The sequence below is a fragment of the Telluria sp. B2 genome (assembly GCF_051789535.1).
Lineage (GTDB): Bacteria > Pseudomonadota > Gammaproteobacteria > Burkholderiales > Burkholderiaceae_D > Telluria.
Window position 1 is genome coordinate 3,446,584 of the sequence record NZ_CP196525.1, and the last position, 16,193, is coordinate 3,462,776.

Annotated in this window: 11 protein-coding genes; 3 read left to right on the forward strand and 8 right to left on the reverse strand. The window is 65.2% G+C overall.

What is annotated here, in order from left to right; genetic code table 11:
* The first annotated feature begins 8 nt into the window (after positions 1–8).
* Positions 9–968 carry a chemotaxis protein gene (locus ACSUZJ_RS15310; RefSeq protein ID WP_499409545.1) on the forward strand — a complete coding sequence of 320 codons (960 nt, stop codon included), beginning with the start codon at positions 9–11 and terminating at the stop codon, positions 966–968.
* Positions 969–1,283: 315 nt separating this feature from the next.
* Here ACSUZJ_RS15310 and ACSUZJ_RS15315 read toward each other — a convergent pair whose 3' ends face one another.
* The 5 genes from ACSUZJ_RS15315 to phaC all read right to left on the reverse strand — a co-directional run bounded on the left by ACSUZJ_RS15315 (position 1,284) and on the right by phaC (position 12,099).
* Entirely contained in the window at positions 1,284–2,447 is a 1,164-nt protein-coding gene (locus ACSUZJ_RS15315) for a cystathionine beta-lyase (RefSeq protein ID WP_499409547.1), read from the reverse strand.
* Positions 2,448–2,609: 162 nt separating this feature from the next.
* Complete coding sequence (gene rimO, locus ACSUZJ_RS15320) at positions 2,610–4,067, reverse strand: 30S ribosomal protein S12 methylthiotransferase RimO (RefSeq protein WP_499409549.1); 1,458 nt, start codon at positions 4,065–4,067, stop codon at positions 2,610–2,612.
* A gap of 117 nt (positions 4,068–4,184) precedes the next feature.
* Positions 4,185–9,386 (reverse strand): RecQ family ATP-dependent DNA helicase, encoded by a 5,202-nt coding sequence (locus ACSUZJ_RS15325; protein WP_499409550.1) that lies wholly within the window; start codon positions 9,384–9,386, stop codon positions 4,185–4,187.
* 210 nt (positions 9,387–9,596) lie between these two features.
* A complete protein-coding gene (phaR, locus tag ACSUZJ_RS15330) occupies positions 9,597–10,157 on the reverse strand; it encodes a polyhydroxyalkanoate synthesis repressor PhaR (RefSeq protein ID WP_499409552.1) in 561 nt (186 codons plus the stop codon).
* Between the two features lie 184 nt (positions 10,158–10,341).
* Positions 10,342–12,099, reverse strand: a complete 1,758-nt coding sequence (gene phaC / locus ACSUZJ_RS15335) for a class I poly(R)-hydroxyalkanoic acid synthase (protein WP_499409554.1) — start codon at positions 12,097–12,099, stop codon at positions 10,342–10,344.
* A 44-nt stretch (positions 12,100–12,143) separates the two neighbouring features.
* Here phaC and ACSUZJ_RS15340 point away from each other — a divergent pair, with 44 nt between their 5' ends.
* Complete coding sequence (locus tag ACSUZJ_RS15340; protein WP_499409556.1) at positions 12,144–12,467, forward strand: hypothetical protein; 324 nt, start codon at positions 12,144–12,146, stop codon at positions 12,465–12,467.
* 25 nt (positions 12,468–12,492) lie between these two features.
* Here ACSUZJ_RS15340 and pgeF read toward each other — a convergent pair whose 3' ends face one another.
* Together pgeF and ACSUZJ_RS15350 are read right to left on the reverse strand one after the other, a co-directional pair.
* Positions 12,493–13,269 carry a peptidoglycan editing factor PgeF gene (gene pgeF / locus ACSUZJ_RS15345; protein ID WP_499409558.1) on the reverse strand — a complete coding sequence of 259 codons (777 nt, stop codon included), beginning with the start codon at positions 13,267–13,269 and terminating at the stop codon, positions 12,493–12,495.
* Positions 13,269–14,306 (reverse strand): RluA family pseudouridine synthase, encoded by a 1,038-nt coding sequence (locus tag ACSUZJ_RS15350; RefSeq protein WP_499409560.1) that lies wholly within the window; start codon positions 14,304–14,306, stop codon positions 13,269–13,271. Before ACSUZJ_RS15350 ends, pgeF begins: the two co-directional genes overlap by 1 nt.
* Positions 14,307–14,370: 64 nt before the next feature.
* On the opposite strand from ACSUZJ_RS15350, the gene ACSUZJ_RS15355 reads away from it, so the two are divergent.
* Positions 14,371–15,216: an outer membrane protein assembly factor BamD gene (locus ACSUZJ_RS15355; RefSeq protein WP_499409562.1), complete on the forward strand. Its 846-nt coding sequence runs from the start codon at positions 14,371–14,373 to the stop codon at positions 15,214–15,216.
* Positions 15,217–15,404: 188 nt separating this feature from the next.
* On the opposite strand, the gene yaaA is transcribed toward ACSUZJ_RS15355, so the two are convergent.
* On the reverse strand, positions 15,405–16,175 hold the full coding sequence (yaaA, locus tag ACSUZJ_RS15360; RefSeq protein ID WP_499409564.1) for a peroxide stress protein YaaA: 771 nt from the start codon (positions 16,173–16,175) through the stop codon (positions 15,405–15,407).
* Between the last annotated feature and the right edge of the window lie 18 nt (positions 16,176–16,193).

Sequence of the window (16,193 nt, forward strand, 5' to 3'; positions counted from 1 at the left end):
GGCGACACATGAAATCGGTTCAGCAGGAAGTCGACGAGCGCAGCAATCTCACTGGCACCAACAAGTTCGAATTGCTGCTGTTCCGTCTCGGCGGCGACGAGAACGGCGAGCACAGCGAACTGTTCGGTATTAACGTATTCAAGATCCGCGAGATCGTCGCCATGCCGGCGATCACGGCGGTGGCCGGCTCCCCGCCGCATGTGCTCGGCGTGGTCAACCTGCGCGGCCAGATCATCCAGGTGCTGGACCTGCCGGCGATTGCCGGCGTCAAGCCCAGGACCGGCCTGAACATCATGCTGGTCACCGAGTTCGCACGCACCACCCAGGCCTTCGCCGTCGAGAGCGTCGAGGAGATCGTGCGCCTGGACTGGAGCCAGGTGATGTCGGCCGAGCACAGCGCCGGCAGCGGCATGGTTACCAGCATCGCCCGGATCGAGGGCGAGAACGGCGCGGATGGCCGCCTGGCCCAGGTGCTCGATGTCGAGACCATCCTGCGCAACATGAACCCCGATTCCGGCCCCGAGGTCAGCCGGCAGGCAGTCGGCGCGAAGATCCAGATCAAGCCGGGTGCGATCGTGCTGGCGGCGGACGACTCGGTGGTTGCCCGCGCCCTGATCGAGCAGGGCCTGGACGCGATGGGCCTGCCCTACATCATGACCAAGAGCGGCAAGGAAGCCTGGGACCAGTTGGCCAGCATCGCGAACGCCGCCGAAGCCGAGGACAAGAGTGTGTACGACAGGGTCGCCCTGGTGCTGACCGACCTCGAGATGCCGGAGATGGACGGCTTCACCCTGACCCGCAACATCAAGAAGAGCGCGCGCTACGGGAACATTCCGGTGGTGATCCATTCCTCGTTGTCGGGCACCACGAACGAGGAGCACGTCAGGAACGTCGGCGCCGACGCCTACGTCGCGAAGTTCTCGGCGGAAGACCTGTCTACGACCTTGCGCTGGGTGTTGAAGCAGTAAGAGCCTGTCCCAGTAGCCAGGAATCGCTCCTGACGCGCCTGGCAAGCGTGGACGGCGTTGCTTGTCGTTGCGTGGCTCGCCACGCGGCCTCCTCGCGCCTTGCCCACGTTTGCCATGCATCGCCTACGCGCATGTCGCCATGGGCTTCCCCCGTCTGCTGGGATAGGCTCCAAGTTGGCGATCGGGACGCCGCGGTGCTTCCCGTTTGCGTTTCGATTGATCGGACGTAGTACCGCGCGGGCACCGGTGCCCACGCGGATGCCCCATCAGCCCAAAGTTGACGCCACCGAAGCCACGAGCTGCGTCGCACCGCCTTCACAGCTTCGAAAGCGCCTGCTCGATATCCGCGATCAGGTCGTCCGGCTCTTCCAGTCCGATATTGAAGCGCACCAGCGTGCCCTTCTCCTGCCAGTTGCGGCGGATCGCCTGCATGCGGTAAGGCACCGCCAGGCTGTTCGCGCCGCCCCAGCTGTAGCCCAGGCCGAACAGTTCGAGCGAATCGACGAAGCGGTCGGTCTGGACCTCGGTATAGCGTTCGTCGAAGATCACCGAGAACAGCCCGCCGGCGCCCCTGAAGTCGCGCTGCCAGTGTTCATGGCCCGGGCATTCCTCGAAGGCCGGGTGCAGCACGCGCACGATCTCGGGACGGGTCTTGAGCCAGCCTGCGACCTTGCGCGCGGCGCGGTCGTGGGCTTCGAAGCGCAGCTTCATGGTCGGCAGGCCGCGCATCACCAGGTAAGCGTCGTCCGGGCTCACGCCCAGGCCCAGGCGCATGTGGGCGGTGGCCAGCCTGTCGTGCACGGCGCGATCGCGGGTGATGACCGCGCCCATCAACAGGTCCGAGCCGCCCGACTGGTACTTGGTCAGTGCGTGCATGACGATGTCGACGCCGACATCGAAACCGCGCAGCGCCAGGCCGGCGGCCCAGGTGTTGTCCAGCGCCACCAGGACGCCGCGCGCGTGGGCGGCCTCGCAGATCGCGCGCAGGTCCGGCACTTCCATCGACACCGAGCCCGGGGCTTCGGTCCAGATCAGCTTCGTGTTCGGCTGGATCAGCTCAGCGATGCCGGCGCCGGCCAGCGGGTCGTAGTAGCGCGCGCTGATGCCGAAGTCCTGCGACAGCCAGCGGCCCAGTTCGCGGTTCGGGTTGTAGACGTTATCGGGCAACAGGACGTCGTCGCCGCTCTTCAGGAAGGCGAAGTCGACCATCGAGATCGCCGACAGGCCCGAGGGCGCCAGCAGGCAGTGATTGCCGCCCTCGATCTCGGCCAGGCGCGCTTCGAGCGTGAAGGTGGTCGGCGTGCCGTGCAGGCCGTAGGTGTAGGCGGTCTTGTTCTTCCAGTCGCCCGAGCGCAGGGCGGCGACGTTCTCGAACAGGACGGTCGATGCACGGTGGATGCCGGGCGGGTAGGCGTCGAAGCCGCCTGGCGCCGTGTAGTCGGTGTGGATCAGGGTGGTCTGGAGGGACTTCTTGGTCATGGTGGCCCTTTTGAACGGTGATGGATCAGCTGATTCAAACGTGAAATGCCGGCGCTGCTGATACTAACAGCGGCCGGCATATCGACGGTGCTATACCGCGTGGGCAGTAGGGCCGGCTAAATGCCGGCACTACGAATGCCCACCCTACGAAAACCGCGCTACTTACGCCACGGTCGCCCACAGGTCGTGGGCGTCTGCCTTGGTGACGACGACGTCGGCGAACTGGCCGACGGCCAGCTTGGCCTTGCCCGGCACCAGCGAGCGCTTGATGTGGACGACGCCGTCGATTTCCGGGGCGTCGGCAGCCGAGCGGCCGATCGCTTCGCGGGCATTGACTTCGTCGACCAGCACGCGGATGGTCTTGCCGACCTTGGCCTGCAGGCGCTTGGCCGAGATCTCTTCCTGCAGCAGCATGACGCGCGCGCGGCGTTCTTCACGCACTTCCTCCGGCACCGGATTGGCCAGCTCGTTGGCCGTCGCGCCTTCGACCGGCGAATAGGCGAAGCAGCCCAGGCGGTCGATTTGCGCTTCCTTCAGGAAGTCCAGCAGGTATTCGAACTCGGCCTCGGTCTCGCCCGGGAAGCCGGCGATGAAGGTGGAGCGGATGGTCAGCTCCGGGTTCATCTTGCGCCAGGCCAGGATGCGGTCCAGGTTCTTCTCGCCGCTGGCCGGACGCTTCATGCGCTTGAGGACGTCCGGATGGGCGTGCTGCAGCGGGATGTCCAGGTAAGGCAGGACGTGGCCGTCGCCCATCAGCGGGATCGCCTGGTCGACGTGCGGATAAGGATAGACGTAGTGCAGGCGCACCCAGGCGTCGTACTGGCGCGCCAGCTGGCCCAGGGCCTCGACCAGTTGCGTCATGTGGGTCTTGACCGGGCGGCCGTTCCAGAAACCGGTGCGGAACTTCACGTCCACGCCGTAGGCCGAGGTGTCCTGCGAAATCACCAGCAGCTCCTTGACGCCGGCCTTGAACAGGTTTTCGGCCTCGATCAGCACCTCGTGGATCGGACGCGACACCAGGTCGCCGCGCATCGACGGGATGATGCAGAAGCTGCAGCGGTGGTTGCAGCCTTCGGAAATCTTCAGGTAGGCGTAGTGCTTCGGGGTCAGCTTGACGCCATGGTCGGGGACCAGGTCGACGAAGGGATCGTGCGGCTTGGGCAGGTGGGTATGCACCGAATTCATCACTTCGGCCACGGCGTGCGGGCCGGTCACGGCCAGCACCTTCGGGTGCACCTTGGTGATGATGTCTTCGCCCGAGGCATCCTTCTTCGCACCCAGGCAGCCGGTGACGATGACCTTGCCGTTCTCGGCCAGCGCCTCGCCGATCGCGTCCAGCGACTCCTGCACCGCGGCGTCGATGAAGCCGCAGGTGTTGACGATGACGAGGTCAGCGCCGTCGTAGGATTTGGCGGTCTGGTAGCCTTCCGCGCGCAGCTGGGTCAGGATCTGTTCGGAGTCGACCAGCGCCTTCGGGCAGCCGAGCGAGACGAAACCGACCTTCGGCGCTGCCACGCCGGACGCCGGCGTCGGGATGACAACGGCTGGCGCGGGCGCTGGCCCACCCGTTGCTGCAAGGCTGCTGGTGGTGACGGAAGGATGACGACGGAGTTCAGGCATGGTCTGACTACAAATGATCGGGGCAATCCGTGATTGTACCCGAAGCGGACGTGCCTCGCAGCCTCCAGGCGCCAGCGCCGCCCCATGCTGAAGCGTGCGCGCGACATTGCCATTCGCTTAAGTGGGATGCGCAGTTGCCGCCCGGGGAACGGTTTCGGGCAGCAAGTTGGACTCGAAGACGAGTTCCGGCACGATCACTTCCCATTCCTCGCAACGCACCATGGCCAGATAAGCCGGATCGGTATCCTTGCGCCGACGCCGGACCACGGCATGTACCCGCGCCGAAATGCAGCGCATCCGTTGCGGCGGGCAAAACGACCTGGCAAGCCGTCCGACGATGCGCCCAGCGAGGTTGCTCAGCTCCCATCGTCCACCGTTATCCCTCAATACGAGGGTATCGCCTGCGGCCAGCGCCGCGATGGCGCCGTGCACCTGGTCGGCACCGCCAAAGCGCCCGGCATAGCCGAGATCGATGTCGCCGAGCGCCGGGCGCAGGTAGCGTCGTCCAAGCTGTTGGGGCAGCGCCGGCGCGGGCGCCGGACGTTGCACCGCGCAGGCGGCATCGCCCAGGTGCGACAGGAAAGGATTGCCGGCGCCTGCATCGGCCAACATGAGCGTCCGGCGCGCCCGCGTCATCGCTACGTAGAACAGGCGGCGCGATGCGTCCGGATCCTCGTTCTCGGCCGTTCGGCCCCACCCGCCATCGAGGACTGCGACATGGTCGAATTCCAGTCCCTTCGCCCGGTGCGCCGTCAGGAGCAGCAGGCCGCCCTGGCGCCGCCGCAGCTCGCGCCCCCACTCGGCCAGCCATTCGACGAAATGCTCGCAGGGCAGCTCGACGTCGCCCGTGTCGAGCGCATATTTGTCGACCGCCTCGCGCAGCACTTCCCACCAGGGGCTCCCGGCCTGGGCAGGAATGGCGTCGCGAATCTCGCTTGCGCGCACCAGCCTGCCTTCCCGCGCCCGCAGGCTGGCGACGAGCTGACGCGTTTCGCGCAGCTGCCAGCAGTGGAGCAGGTCTTCGTCCGCCATCTGCGCCGGTATGCCGTACAGCTCGCAATAGCTGCGAACCGGGTCGAGCGACTTCCAGTCACGCGCGATCACGGCCGTGCTCGCCCAGTCCCAGGATGGCGAGAGCGACGCCAGCCTGCGCAGCTCGGCCATGACCGCGGCCGCCTGCCGCTCGTTGCCTGGGCCAGTCTGCAACACTTGCACCCGCCCCTGGCCGACGGCATCGATGCCCTGCCAGTCGCCGCCTGGAGAGACCGCACGCCGCGCCTTGTCGACCGTGATCGGCTGCGCCGCTTTCATGCGCCCGGCGGCCGGCTCGATGACGCGGTTGGCGGCATCGACGACGTGGCGCGTGGAGCGATAGTTCTCGACCAGGAAGCTCGGCCGGGCGTCATAATCGGTTTCGAAACGACGGATGAACTCCACGCTCGCGCCACCGAAAGCATAAATATTCTGGTCGTCATCGCCGACCGCGAACAGGCTCAGGCGACCGTCCTCGTCGGACCGGGTGCGGCCCGCGATGGCGGAGATCAGCTCGTACTGTGCGGGCCCGATGTCCTGGTATTCATCGACCAGCACCCAGCGAAAGCCCGCCAGCAGCCGGTCGCGCTGGGCATCGGCCTCCTCCGGCGCGCCGCCCTCCCCCTGCAGCAGCGCCACCGCGGCGCGCACGACCTCGTCGAAGGCCCCGTCGTGCTTCATGGCCTGCCTGCGAAAGCTCGTGCCTGTCAGGCGCATGGCAAATGCGTGGCAAGTCATCACCATCACACCGCGTGCGTCGTCGCCGAGCAGGGCCGCCAGGCGGCGGCGGATTTCGATGGCGGCGTGACGGTTATAGGCAAGCGCCAGGATCCCCTGCGGATTTTCACGGCGCACCCGCACCAGGTAGGCGATCCGATGCACCAGCACGCGCGTCTTGCCCGAGCCAGGCCCGGCCAGCACCAGCACATTGGTCTGCTCGCGATCGTCCGCGACGATTTTCTGCTGCTGGGGATTGTTGAGGCTTTCCACGATGGCGGTCCAGGATGCCGGCGTGGTCTGGCGCTCGAGCTCCTTCTGCGTCGCCGGCAGCCACAGGCGCAGGAACTCGTCCCGTTCCAACCTGAAGTAATCGAACACCATGCGCAGGGCCTGCGCCACCGCCTGCAGGCCCCGGCGCACGAACTCGGCCATGACATGGATTTGCACCACCTGCTCGTCGTAATGCATCTTCAGCGGTGCGAAATCGGCTTTCGCGAAACCGCGGCGCTCGCCCGAGAGGCGGATCGTCATGGCCGGCCTGAACACGGCCAGCCCCTTGTTCAGGCGGATCACTTCCTGCTCGTGCAGCCACAGCAGTGCCCTGTCGAGCAACTTACCCGAATCCTTGACCTCCGATAGCAGCACGACATCCTCTTTCAGTGCTGCGTGCAGCTTTCCCAAGCTGGTCTCTGCCAGCAGGTCGGTGCCGCGCGCTCCCGCCGGCAAGGCCTCCAGCAAGTGGCGCAAGACCAGGCAGGCCGCTTGCCGCCTCAGCTCGGCTGTCCTGACCAGCTTGCTCCACTCGCGTTGCAGCGTCACCTGCATGTGCTCGGCATCCAGGCGGCGCAGGCGCAGGCTGCCTATGCCGCCTTCTTCGCTGCGGCCGTCCATGGAAATGCCGTTGAGCATACGAACCAGCTTTTCCGGCAAGGCCGAGGGATGGCCCGCATCCTTGAGCGCCTGGGTCGCCTGGCGCAGATGGAGAACCGACTCGGCCCCCCTTTCAAGGTCGGGCGCCGCTTCGCGCAGGGTCGCGACCAGGGCCGTTTCCAGCGCGACAGCTTCCTCCAGCCGTTTATGCGAGCCATTGACCACGCCGGCATGCACATAGGCCGTCAGCAGGGTGTCGTTGCTGGCGATGCCCAGCCGTTCCAGCTCGTAGAGCGCAGCGCGAAGCTTGTCCGCGCTGAGGCCGGACAAGCCCATCAGCTCGTCGGTGGAGATGCCTTCGTCGGCATCGGCGCTCAGCATCGCCTGGACGAGGGCCAGCAGCTGCCCGCGGTACTGGTCGAACATCGGAAACGCATCCAGTTTGCGCCGCGCTTCCTCGATCGAATTCACCTTCAACGACGACGGAAAGACTTGAACACGATTCTCTTCCCGCGTCAGCAGTCCCGCCTCCTCCAGCCAGGACACGGCGGTGCGCACCCGGGTGTCGTCGGTTGCGCTGTCGCGTTCGAACACGCCCTCGGCGTCTTCGGCCAGGATTTCCCCGGATGTGGCAATCACCTCGCCGTCGCCCTTCTTCTTGCGCTCGAGCGCACGCAGGGAGCGCAGGACCGACTGGATCTCGCGTTGCGTCAGTCGCGAGCGGGCCGACATGCCGAACTGGCGCTCGACGTCGAGCGACGAATAGAGCAGGACGCAGCGGGCGCGCGCACGGTCGCGACCCGCGCGCCCGGCTTCCTGAAGGTAGTTTTCGAGCGAGCCCGGCATATCCGCATGGATCACCAGCCGCACATCGGGCTTGTCGATTCCCATGCCGAACGCATTGGTGGCGGCGATAACCCGCAGCTCGCCCGCGATAAAGCGCTGTTGCGCGGATTTCTTTGTTTCGGAAGCCAGGCCGGCGTGGAAGTGCGCGGCAGCGACGCCTTTCTCTTGCAGATACCTGGCAATCTCTTCGGTCTGCTTGCGCGAGGCGCAATAGACGATAGCGCCTCCAGGCTTTCCATCCGGAAGATCCTGTTCCAGCAATTGATGGACATGGGCGAACTTCTCCGCCGGCGTCGTCGGCAAGAAGTCAAATTCGAGGTTGTCGCGCTGGGCGCCGCCGTTCAGCACCCTCAGCTCGACACCGACCTTGTCCCGGAAATGCCCGACCATGTCCTGCACGACCTCCGGCTTCGCGGTAGCCGTCAGGCACAGGATGGGCGCCAGCTCACCCTCCTGGACCGATTCGCGGATGAAGCGGCCGACATAGCGGTAGTCGGGGCGGAAGTCATGTCCCCATTTGGAGATGCAGTGCGCTTCATCCAGCACCCACATCCCGATTTCCCGTTGCGACAGCACCTTGCGGACCGATTTACTACGCAGCTGCTCGGGCGCGATGATCAGGATGGCAACATCGCCCAGCCGCACACGGTCCAGTATTTCGGCGCGCTCGGGCAAAGAGAGCAGTCCGTTGATGGCGGCACTGCTGCCGATGCCGCGGGCTTCGAGGCCAGCCACCTGGTCGGCCATGAGCGCCACCAGGGGAGAAATCACGACGGTCAAGGCACCCGTCTTGTCGTAGCGCGACAGCGCGGGAATCTGGTAGCACAAGGACTTTCCTGTTCCGGTCGGCAGGATACCCAGCACATGCTGGCCGGCCATTGCCGCCTCGACGATGGTTTGCTGCAGCGGGCGGCCGTTCTCGTCTTCCGGTTGCGGCCTGAAGGCGTCGAATCCAAACCAGCGGGCCAACTCCTTGCAAGCGTCGTGGCGGTCCCTGCACCATGCGCAGGCGGGGTCCGCACAGCGCATATCGCGGAGCTTGCGTACGATCTTGCCCGCGGCGGGATACTGGCGCCGCACCCAGGGCGGCATGACCGAATTGCTGCCGGAAACCGATAACCAGGCCAATGCATAGGCAAGCGGCCACCCCAGCGACTGGGCATCGTCCGCGCATTGCCTTGCCTGGGCAGCACATCCTCGGCCTTCCAGATAGCGGGCGATCGCCGTGCGGGCGGCCTCATCCGATGGCCGCGGCTGGCGCCGGATAGTGGTGAAGAAGGCGTTCAGGCCCGATACGGTCGCATCCCTCGTCGTCAACCAGTGCCATGCCAGCAGAAGGTCGGGCGCCGAGTGCCCCATCTCCTGGAGGGCAGCCACCTGGTCGCGAAATACCTCCAAGGTCAGCCGGGCATCGAGCTCAGGATCGTTCAACTGGCCGCGCTGGAGTTGCCCGTCCTGGTAATGCTTGACCAGGTGATGGTAGGGATTGCGCGGAAAAGCCAGCGGGTTGATGCATAGCGTATCGACAACCGGCAACTGCAGCAGCTTTAGGTCGGGCTTGGCTGCAAGCAGGTAGCTTCGGTCGAACGCGATGAAATTGTGTCCAAGTACGAATGAGGAGCCGCTGGCGAATTCGTCCAGTCCGGCCAGCGCCTGGAGCAGATTACCCTGCCGGAACACGTACGCGCCGCCGGTATCGCCACGTACGCCGGCCAAGGCGTGGATCTTTTCGTCCCTGACGCCAACCTCGAGGTCAACCGATATACAGCGTGGTGCGAGGGGCGGACGTTGGCCGGCACCATCCGCAGCCGCCGTCTCGCGCGAGGCGCCTTGAGGCAAATTCGAGTCCATAGGGAGCATGCTCATGCCGACGCGGCCTGGACCGATGCCGATCCTGCGCCGCACCGCGGAAGAGTGGGTTCGTGACGCTATTCTAAAGATTATCTCCAGGAAATAATACTGTTTTAGCGTTGAACATCACTTCCCTGGTGGTCCCAATACGAGGACGCCCAGCAGCGGGGCAGGAAAGAAGCGGCCCGCCCCGCCAAATCGGTCTGGCGCTTACTTCTTGTCCGTCGGATTCATGCCCGGGAAGGGAAAGGCCGCGAACATCGCCTTGCTCTGGTTCTGCATCTGCTCCTGCATCTGCATGAACAGGTTCTTGCTCTGGTCGATGTAGTTGTTCATCATGCCCTGCATCATCGGACCCTGGACGTTCATGAACTGGGTCCACATCTCCGGACTGAAAGGCTTGCCTTCCAGGGCGCCGGCGGCATTGCTGGTGAACTTGTTCTGGATGTCGGTAAAGGCCTGGACGTTCTTTTCCAGGTAGGAACCCATCATGCCCTGCATCGCGTGACCGTAATAGCGGATGATCTGGGCCAGCACTGAGCTCGAGAACATCGGCACGCCGTTCGCTTCCTCTTCGAGGATGATCTGCAGCAGGATGCTGCGGGTCAGGTCTTCGTTCGTCTTGGCGTCGACCACCGTGAACTCGTCGGCGTCGAGGACCAGCTGTTTCACGTCCGTCAGGGTGATATAGGAACTGGTCTGGGTGTCGTAGAGGCGACGGTTCGGGTATTTCTTGATCAGGCGTTCAGTACTGTTTTTTGCACTACTCATCTCAAGTTCCATTGGTTGCGCATGGCTTCATGGGCCGCGCTTTTCATCATGAGCATACAGCCGGTAAAGATGGCTCCTGCTGTCTCCGTGTTGCTTGCAGGACCGGAATTCACCGAATTCCGGTGCAGGTGCAGCAATTGAAGGTTTTACCACCCAATTTATTTATAAGCAATACCTATACGCCTTAATCGGCCCTTGCCTTGACATAGCGTCCCGGCGCCGGCTCGGACGGCAGGTACTGGTCGTTGCCCGGCTGGGCCGGGGCCGGTACTTCCTTGCCGCCATTCTCGAGCAGGAACTTCGCCCATTCCGGCCACCAGCTGCCCTTGTGCTCGACGGCGCCGGCGAACCAGTCTTCCGGCGTGCGCGGACGGGTACGGCCGTTCTTCTCGTTGACCCAGTAGCTGCGCTTGCCCTTCGAGGCCGGATTGATCACGCCGGCGATGTGGCCCGAGGCGCCCAGCACGAAGCGGTTCGCCTTGGCCTTCTTCGGATTAAGCAGGTTCATCGAGGCAAACGCCGCCTGCCAGGGCACGATGTGGTCCTCTTTCGAGCCGTAGATGAAGACCGGGCAGTCGATGCGGCCCAGGTCGACCGGCACGCCGCAGACGCTCAGCTTGCCCGGCTGCTTGAGCTTGTTCTCGAGGTAGGTATTGCGCAGGTACCAGCAGAACATCGGACCCGGCAGGTTGGTGCTGTCGGCGTTCCAGTAGAGCAGGTCGAAGGCCGGCGGGGTCTTGCCCTTCAGGTAGTTCTGCTGCACATAGTTCCACACCAGGTCGTTCGGGCGCAGGGCCGAGAAGGTGGTCGCCAGGTCGCGGCCCGGCATGATGCCGCCCTTCGCCAGGGACTGCTCGCGCAGCGCGACCTGGGCTTCGTCGACGAACACTTCGAGCACCCCGGTGTCGCTGAAGTCGAGCAGGGTCGTGAGCAGGCTCAGGCTCGCCGCCGGCTGCTGGCCGCGCGCGGCCAGGACCGCCAGCGCCGACGCGGCGATCGTGCCGCCGACACAGAAGCCGAACACGTGGGCCTTGGGCTGTCCCGTGATCTCGCGCACCACGTCGAGCGCCTCGATGGCGCCGCGTTCGACGTAATCGTCCCAGGTCAGGCTGGCCATGCTCTGGTCCGGGTTACGCCAGGACACCATGAACACGGTATTGCCCTGCTCGACCACGTAGCGCACTACCGAGTTTTCCGGCTGCAGGTCGAGGATGTAGAACTTGTTGATGCAGGGCGGGATCATCAGCAGCGGCACCTCGCGCACGGTCGGGGTCGCCGGGCTGTACTGGATCAGCTGGAACAGCTCGTTTTCGTACACGACGTGGCCGGGCGTGGTGGCGACGTTCCTGCCGACCTCGAAGGCCGATTCGTCGGACTGCGAGATGCGTCCCTTCTGCATGTCGGCCAGCATGTTCTGCAGGCCGTGCTGCAGGCTCTCGCCCTTGGTCTCGAGCATCTTCTTCTGCGCTTCCGGATTGGTTGCGAGGAAGTTCGCCGGCGACATGGCGTCGACCATCTGCTGCACCGCGAAACGGATCTTCTGGCGTTCGCGCGGCGGTGCCTCGACGGCGTCGGCCAGCGCCATCATGAAGTCGGCGTTGAGCAGGTAGGAGGCCGCCGAGAAGGCGGAAAAGGGGTACGACGTCCAGTCCGAGCCCGAGAAGCGGCGGTCATGCAGCTCGGGCGTGCGGCCCAGCATGAAGTCCTGCCACAGCTTGCCGGCTTTTTGCAGGTAGTCCTGGCGCAGCGCGTCCAGGCGCGCCGGCGCGATGCCGACCTTGAAGTCCTTGAGGATGCCGGCGAGCGGGTTGCCGGCCAGCGGATTGGCCACGCCGGCGCCGAGGTCGGCGACCGGCATCTTGAGCCAGCCCTGCCAGGCCGAGGGATCGGTAAGCTGGGTCATCCAGGTTGCGGCGAAAGCTTGCGGGTCGGGCATGTTCATGTCGGCGTCCGTTGGTAGAATCGGGTTGTCAACTGGAGAAAAGCATGTGGATCGTTGCTATCGGCTGGGCCTATGTCGTCATCCTGATGGCGGCGACCGAAACCTCGGTGATCGCCGGAATTATGACTTTTTTCGGCTACGGCGTGTTGCCCATGTCTATACTTTTTTACCTCACCGGGGCTGGACGGCGGCGCCGGCGTCGCGCCGACGCATCGGCGCGGCCACTGAACGGACCGTCCAGTGAGGACACCAGCTTGCCACTCAGCACTATTGCGCCCTTCGCACTGGCCGACGGCAGCGACGCGTCGGGCGATTGCGGGAGCGGCGGCGACGGTGGCGATGGCGGCGGCTGTGGCGGTGGAGACTAGCCAGTATTGATGACGCCGACGGCTTTTACTTGAGCCAGATCAAACTCGCCTGGCGGCCAGTGACACCGTCGCGGCGGTAGGAATAAAAGCGGTCGCGCTCGGTAGCGGTACAGTGGATCCCGCCGGCAATACTGCTCACCCCGTCCCGCTCGAGCATCAGGCGCGCCAGCGCGAACATGTCGGCCAAGTATTTCGAAGCGTGACCAGGGTGGCGCCGGAAAGCAAAACCGATGTCCACGCCAGGCAGCGCCGCGGCGAAGCTGTCGAACACGTCCTGGCCCACCTCGAAGGCCAGCGGCCCGATCGCCGGCCCCATCCAGGCCGTGATCTCCCCTGCCCCGGCCGCGCGCATGGCGCGCACGGTTTCCCGCAGCACGCCCCCGGCGAGGCCGCGCCAGCCCGCATGGGCTGCCCCCACCACACGGCCGTCGAGGTCGGCGAACAGCACCGGCAGGCAGTCGGCGGTCAGGATCGCGCACACCACGTCGCGGCCGGTCGCGACGCTGGCGTCGCCGACCCGCACCGGCTGGTCCGGCCCCACCGTCGCGGCATCGACCACGCCGTTGCCGTGCACCTGGGAGATCCAGGCCGGGCGCCCCGGCAGCAGGACCTGCAGGCGCGCACGGTTTTCCGCCACGGCCGCCGGGTCGTCGCCCACGTGCATGCCGAGGTTCAGCCCGCCGCCACCGCGGCCGTCGTCGTAGGGTCCGGTCGAGACCCCGCCGGCGCGCGTGGTGGCCAGGGCGCCGATATTGGCCGGCAGCGCCGGCCAGTCGGGGATGACCAGGTCGGCGGCGTCCATCAGGAGGCTTGCGGCTCGGCGATGCCGGCGCGCGCGATCAGTTCGGCGAAATCCGCGGCCAGCGGGACCACCCATTCGCACTGTTCACCGGTGGCCGGGTGCACCAGGCCCAGGCGGCGCGCCTGCAGCGCCTGGCGGTGGAACACCGGGCTCAGGTGGGTCTTGCCGTAGACCGAGTCGCCGACCAGGCCGAAGCCGATCGACAGCATGTGCACGCGGATCTGGTGGGTGCGGCCGGTCTCGAGCGAGCAGCGCACCAGGCTGACCGGACGGCGGTCGAGCATGCCGCTGGCGACGCGCTCGTAGTGGGTGATCGCCGGCTTGGCGCCCAGGCCGGTCGAGACCGCCATCTTGACGCGGTCCTTCGGATGGCGGCCCATCGGCGCATTGATGGTGCCCGACAGGTTGGGCGTGCCCCACACCAGGGCGAAGTACTCGCGCTTGACGCTGCGCGCCTGCAGCTGCCGCACCAGGTCGGTCTGGGCGGCCAGGGTCTTGCCGACCACCATCAGGCCGCTGGTGTCCTTGTCCAGGCGGTGCACGATGCCGGCGCGTGGCACGGACGCCAGTTGCGGCGCGTGGTGCAGCAGGCCGTTGAGCAGCGTGCCCGACCAGTTGCCGGCGCCCGGATGCACGACCAGGCCGGCCGGCTTGTTGATCACGAGGATGTGCTCGTCCTCGTACACGATGTTCAGTGCAATCGCTTCCGGTGCAAAGGCGGTGTCTTCCGGCGCCGGCTGCGGTTCGACGACGACGGTCTCGTCGCCATAGGCGGTGTCCTTGCCGCGCGCCGGCTTGCCGTCGACCAGCACATGGCCCTGCTCGAACCAGAGCTGCAGGCGGCTGCGCGAAAACTGCGGCACCAGGCCCGCCACGACCTTGTCGAGGCGTTGACCGCAAGCCTGCGCATCGAGCTGCAGGGTGATCGGCGAAAGATCGATGCCGCTGGCGGCAAGGGGAAACTCGGCAACGATATCGTCGTCGAAATCGGAGTCCAGGGGTAATTCCGCCGAATTCGGCGCAGGAGTTAATATCACGTCAGTCCCATCGGCTATAATCAGCCGTTCGTTGAATCTCGGTAAAACTTTTCTGCAAAAAGCTATGCAAAAAAAATTGTTGGTGGTGCTTGCTACGAGTGCCTTGTTGGGCCTGTCCGGCTGCGGCATGTTGCCGGGAAAGACAGACGCCACCCAAAATCAATCAGCGGAGAAATTATACGCTGAGGCACGCGAAGAGATGGCCGGCGGCCACTACGAAGCAGCGATCACGCTGTTCCGACGCCTCGAATCGAACTACCCCTTCGGCACCTACGCCGCCCAGGCGCAGATGGAAATCGCCTACGCCCACTACAAGGCGCAGGACCAGGCCGAGGCCCTCGCCGCCGTCGAGCGCTTCATCAAGTTGCACCCGAACCACCCCCAGGTCGACTACATGTACTACCTGCGCGGCCTGATCAACTTCAACGACCAGATCGGCTTCATGAGCGTGCTCTACTCGCAGGATCCGTCCGAGCGCGATCCGCGTGCGACCCGCGAAGCCTTTGCCGCCTTCAAGGCCCTGGTCGACCGCTTCCCGAACAGCAAATATGCGCCGGATTCCATCGCGCGCATGAACTACCTGATCAACGCGATGGCCGCCTACGAGGTCCACGTGGCGAACTACTACTACCGCCGCGGCGCCTACCTGGCCGCCGTCAACCGCGCCCAGAACGCGGTCTCGGACTACAGCGAATCGCCGTCGCGCGAGGAAGCGCTGTTCATCATGATCCGTTCCTACGACAAGCTCGGCATGTTCGACCTGCGCGACGACACCCAGCGTGTCTTCCTGCGCAACTACCCGAACAGCCGCTTCATGAACCCGAACGCCAGCGGCGACGCGCCATGGTGGCAGTTCTGGGCGAAGTCGGGCGCCAAGCCGGCGCCGAAGGACATCACCGCTACGCGGTGATGTCCGTAGGGTGGGCACTCCGTGCCCACGCGGAACGGTGAACATTGTTGGCAGCGCAAATGCACAATCAATGTTACCGTTCGCAGCATCCCCCAACGCCTGACTTGTCGACCAGGTGCCGCGCTAACGACTTGCCGTAATCGCCGCCAACGATTTTCATCGTTCCGCGTGGGCACGGGGTGCCCACCCTACGCCTCGACTTTGCGCCGGAACACCCAGTTGCGCTCGCCCGATTCGGACGGAACAAAGGCATAGCCGTCGACGTCGAAGGCCTTCAGCGCCTCCGGGTCGGTAATGCCGTTCTCGATCGCGTAGCGCGCCATCATGCCGCGTGCGCGCTTGGCGAAGAAGGAAATGATCTTGTATTTCCCGTTCTTCCAGTCCTCGAACACCGGCGTGATGACGGGCGCGTCCAGCAGCTTGGGCTTGACCGACTTGAAGTACTCTTCCGATGCCAGGTTGACCAGCGCGCCGGACTGCGTCTTCGCCAGCTCGGCGTTGAGCGCGCGGGTGATGGTCTCGCCCCAGAAGGTATAGAGGTCCTTGCCGCCGGGATTGGCCAGCTTCGTGCCCATCTCCAGGCGATACGGGTGGATCAGGTCGAGCGGACGCAGTAGTCCATACAGGCCTGACAGGATACGCAGGCGTGCCTGGGCAAAGGCGGTGGCCTTCGCATCCAGGCTGCGCGCGTCCAGGCCGGCATACACGTCGCCGTTGAAGGCCATCACGGCCTGGTAGCCGTCGCCATGGTCCGCCGTCCAGCTCGCATAGCGCGCCACGTTCAGCACCGAGAGGCTGTCGGAAATGTGCATCAGGTCGCCCACCTGGCCGGGCGAGAGGTCGCGCAGCACACCGATCAGCTGGGCGGCGCGGTCGACGAAGTCGGGGAGCGTGTGTTCCTGGGTCGGGGACGGCGTGTCGAGGTCGAGGGACTTGGCAGGCGATAATACAATCAGCATCGTAAACGTAAAAGCAAT

Coding starts and splice junctions, on each gene's coding strand:
- phaR (WP_499409552.1), bottom strand. CDS start 10,157: ATGAGTAGTGCAAAAAACAGTACTGAACGCCTGATCAAGAAATACCCG.
- ACSUZJ_RS15355 (WP_499409562.1), top strand. CDS start 14,371: ATGCAAAAAAAATTGTTGGTGGTGCTTGCTACGAGTGCCTTGTTGGGC.
- ACSUZJ_RS15325 (WP_499409550.1), bottom strand. CDS start 9,386: ATGGACTCGAATTTGCCTCAAGGCGCCTCGCGCGAGACGGCGGCTGCG.
- yaaA (WP_499409564.1), bottom strand. CDS start 16,175: ATGCTGATTGTATTATCGCCTGCCAAGTCCCTCGACCTCGACACGCCG.
- phaC (WP_499409554.1), bottom strand. CDS start 12,099: ATGAACATGCCCGACCCGCAAGCTTTCGCCGCAACCTGGATGACCCAG.
- ACSUZJ_RS15340 (WP_499409556.1), top strand. CDS start 12,144: ATGTGGATCGTTGCTATCGGCTGGGCCTATGTCGTCATCCTGATGGCG.
- ACSUZJ_RS15315 (WP_499409547.1), bottom strand. CDS start 2,447: ATGACCAAGAAGTCCCTCCAGACCACCCTGATCCACACCGACTACACG.
- pgeF (WP_499409558.1), bottom strand. CDS start 13,269: ATGGACGCCGCCGACCTGGTCATCCCCGACTGGCCGGCGCTGCCGGCC.
- ACSUZJ_RS15310 (WP_499409545.1), top strand. CDS start 9: ATGAAATCGGTTCAGCAGGAAGTCGACGAGCGCAGCAATCTCACTGGC.
- rimO (WP_499409549.1), bottom strand. CDS start 4,067: ATGCCTGAACTCCGTCGTCATCCTTCCGTCACCACCAGCAGCCTTGCA.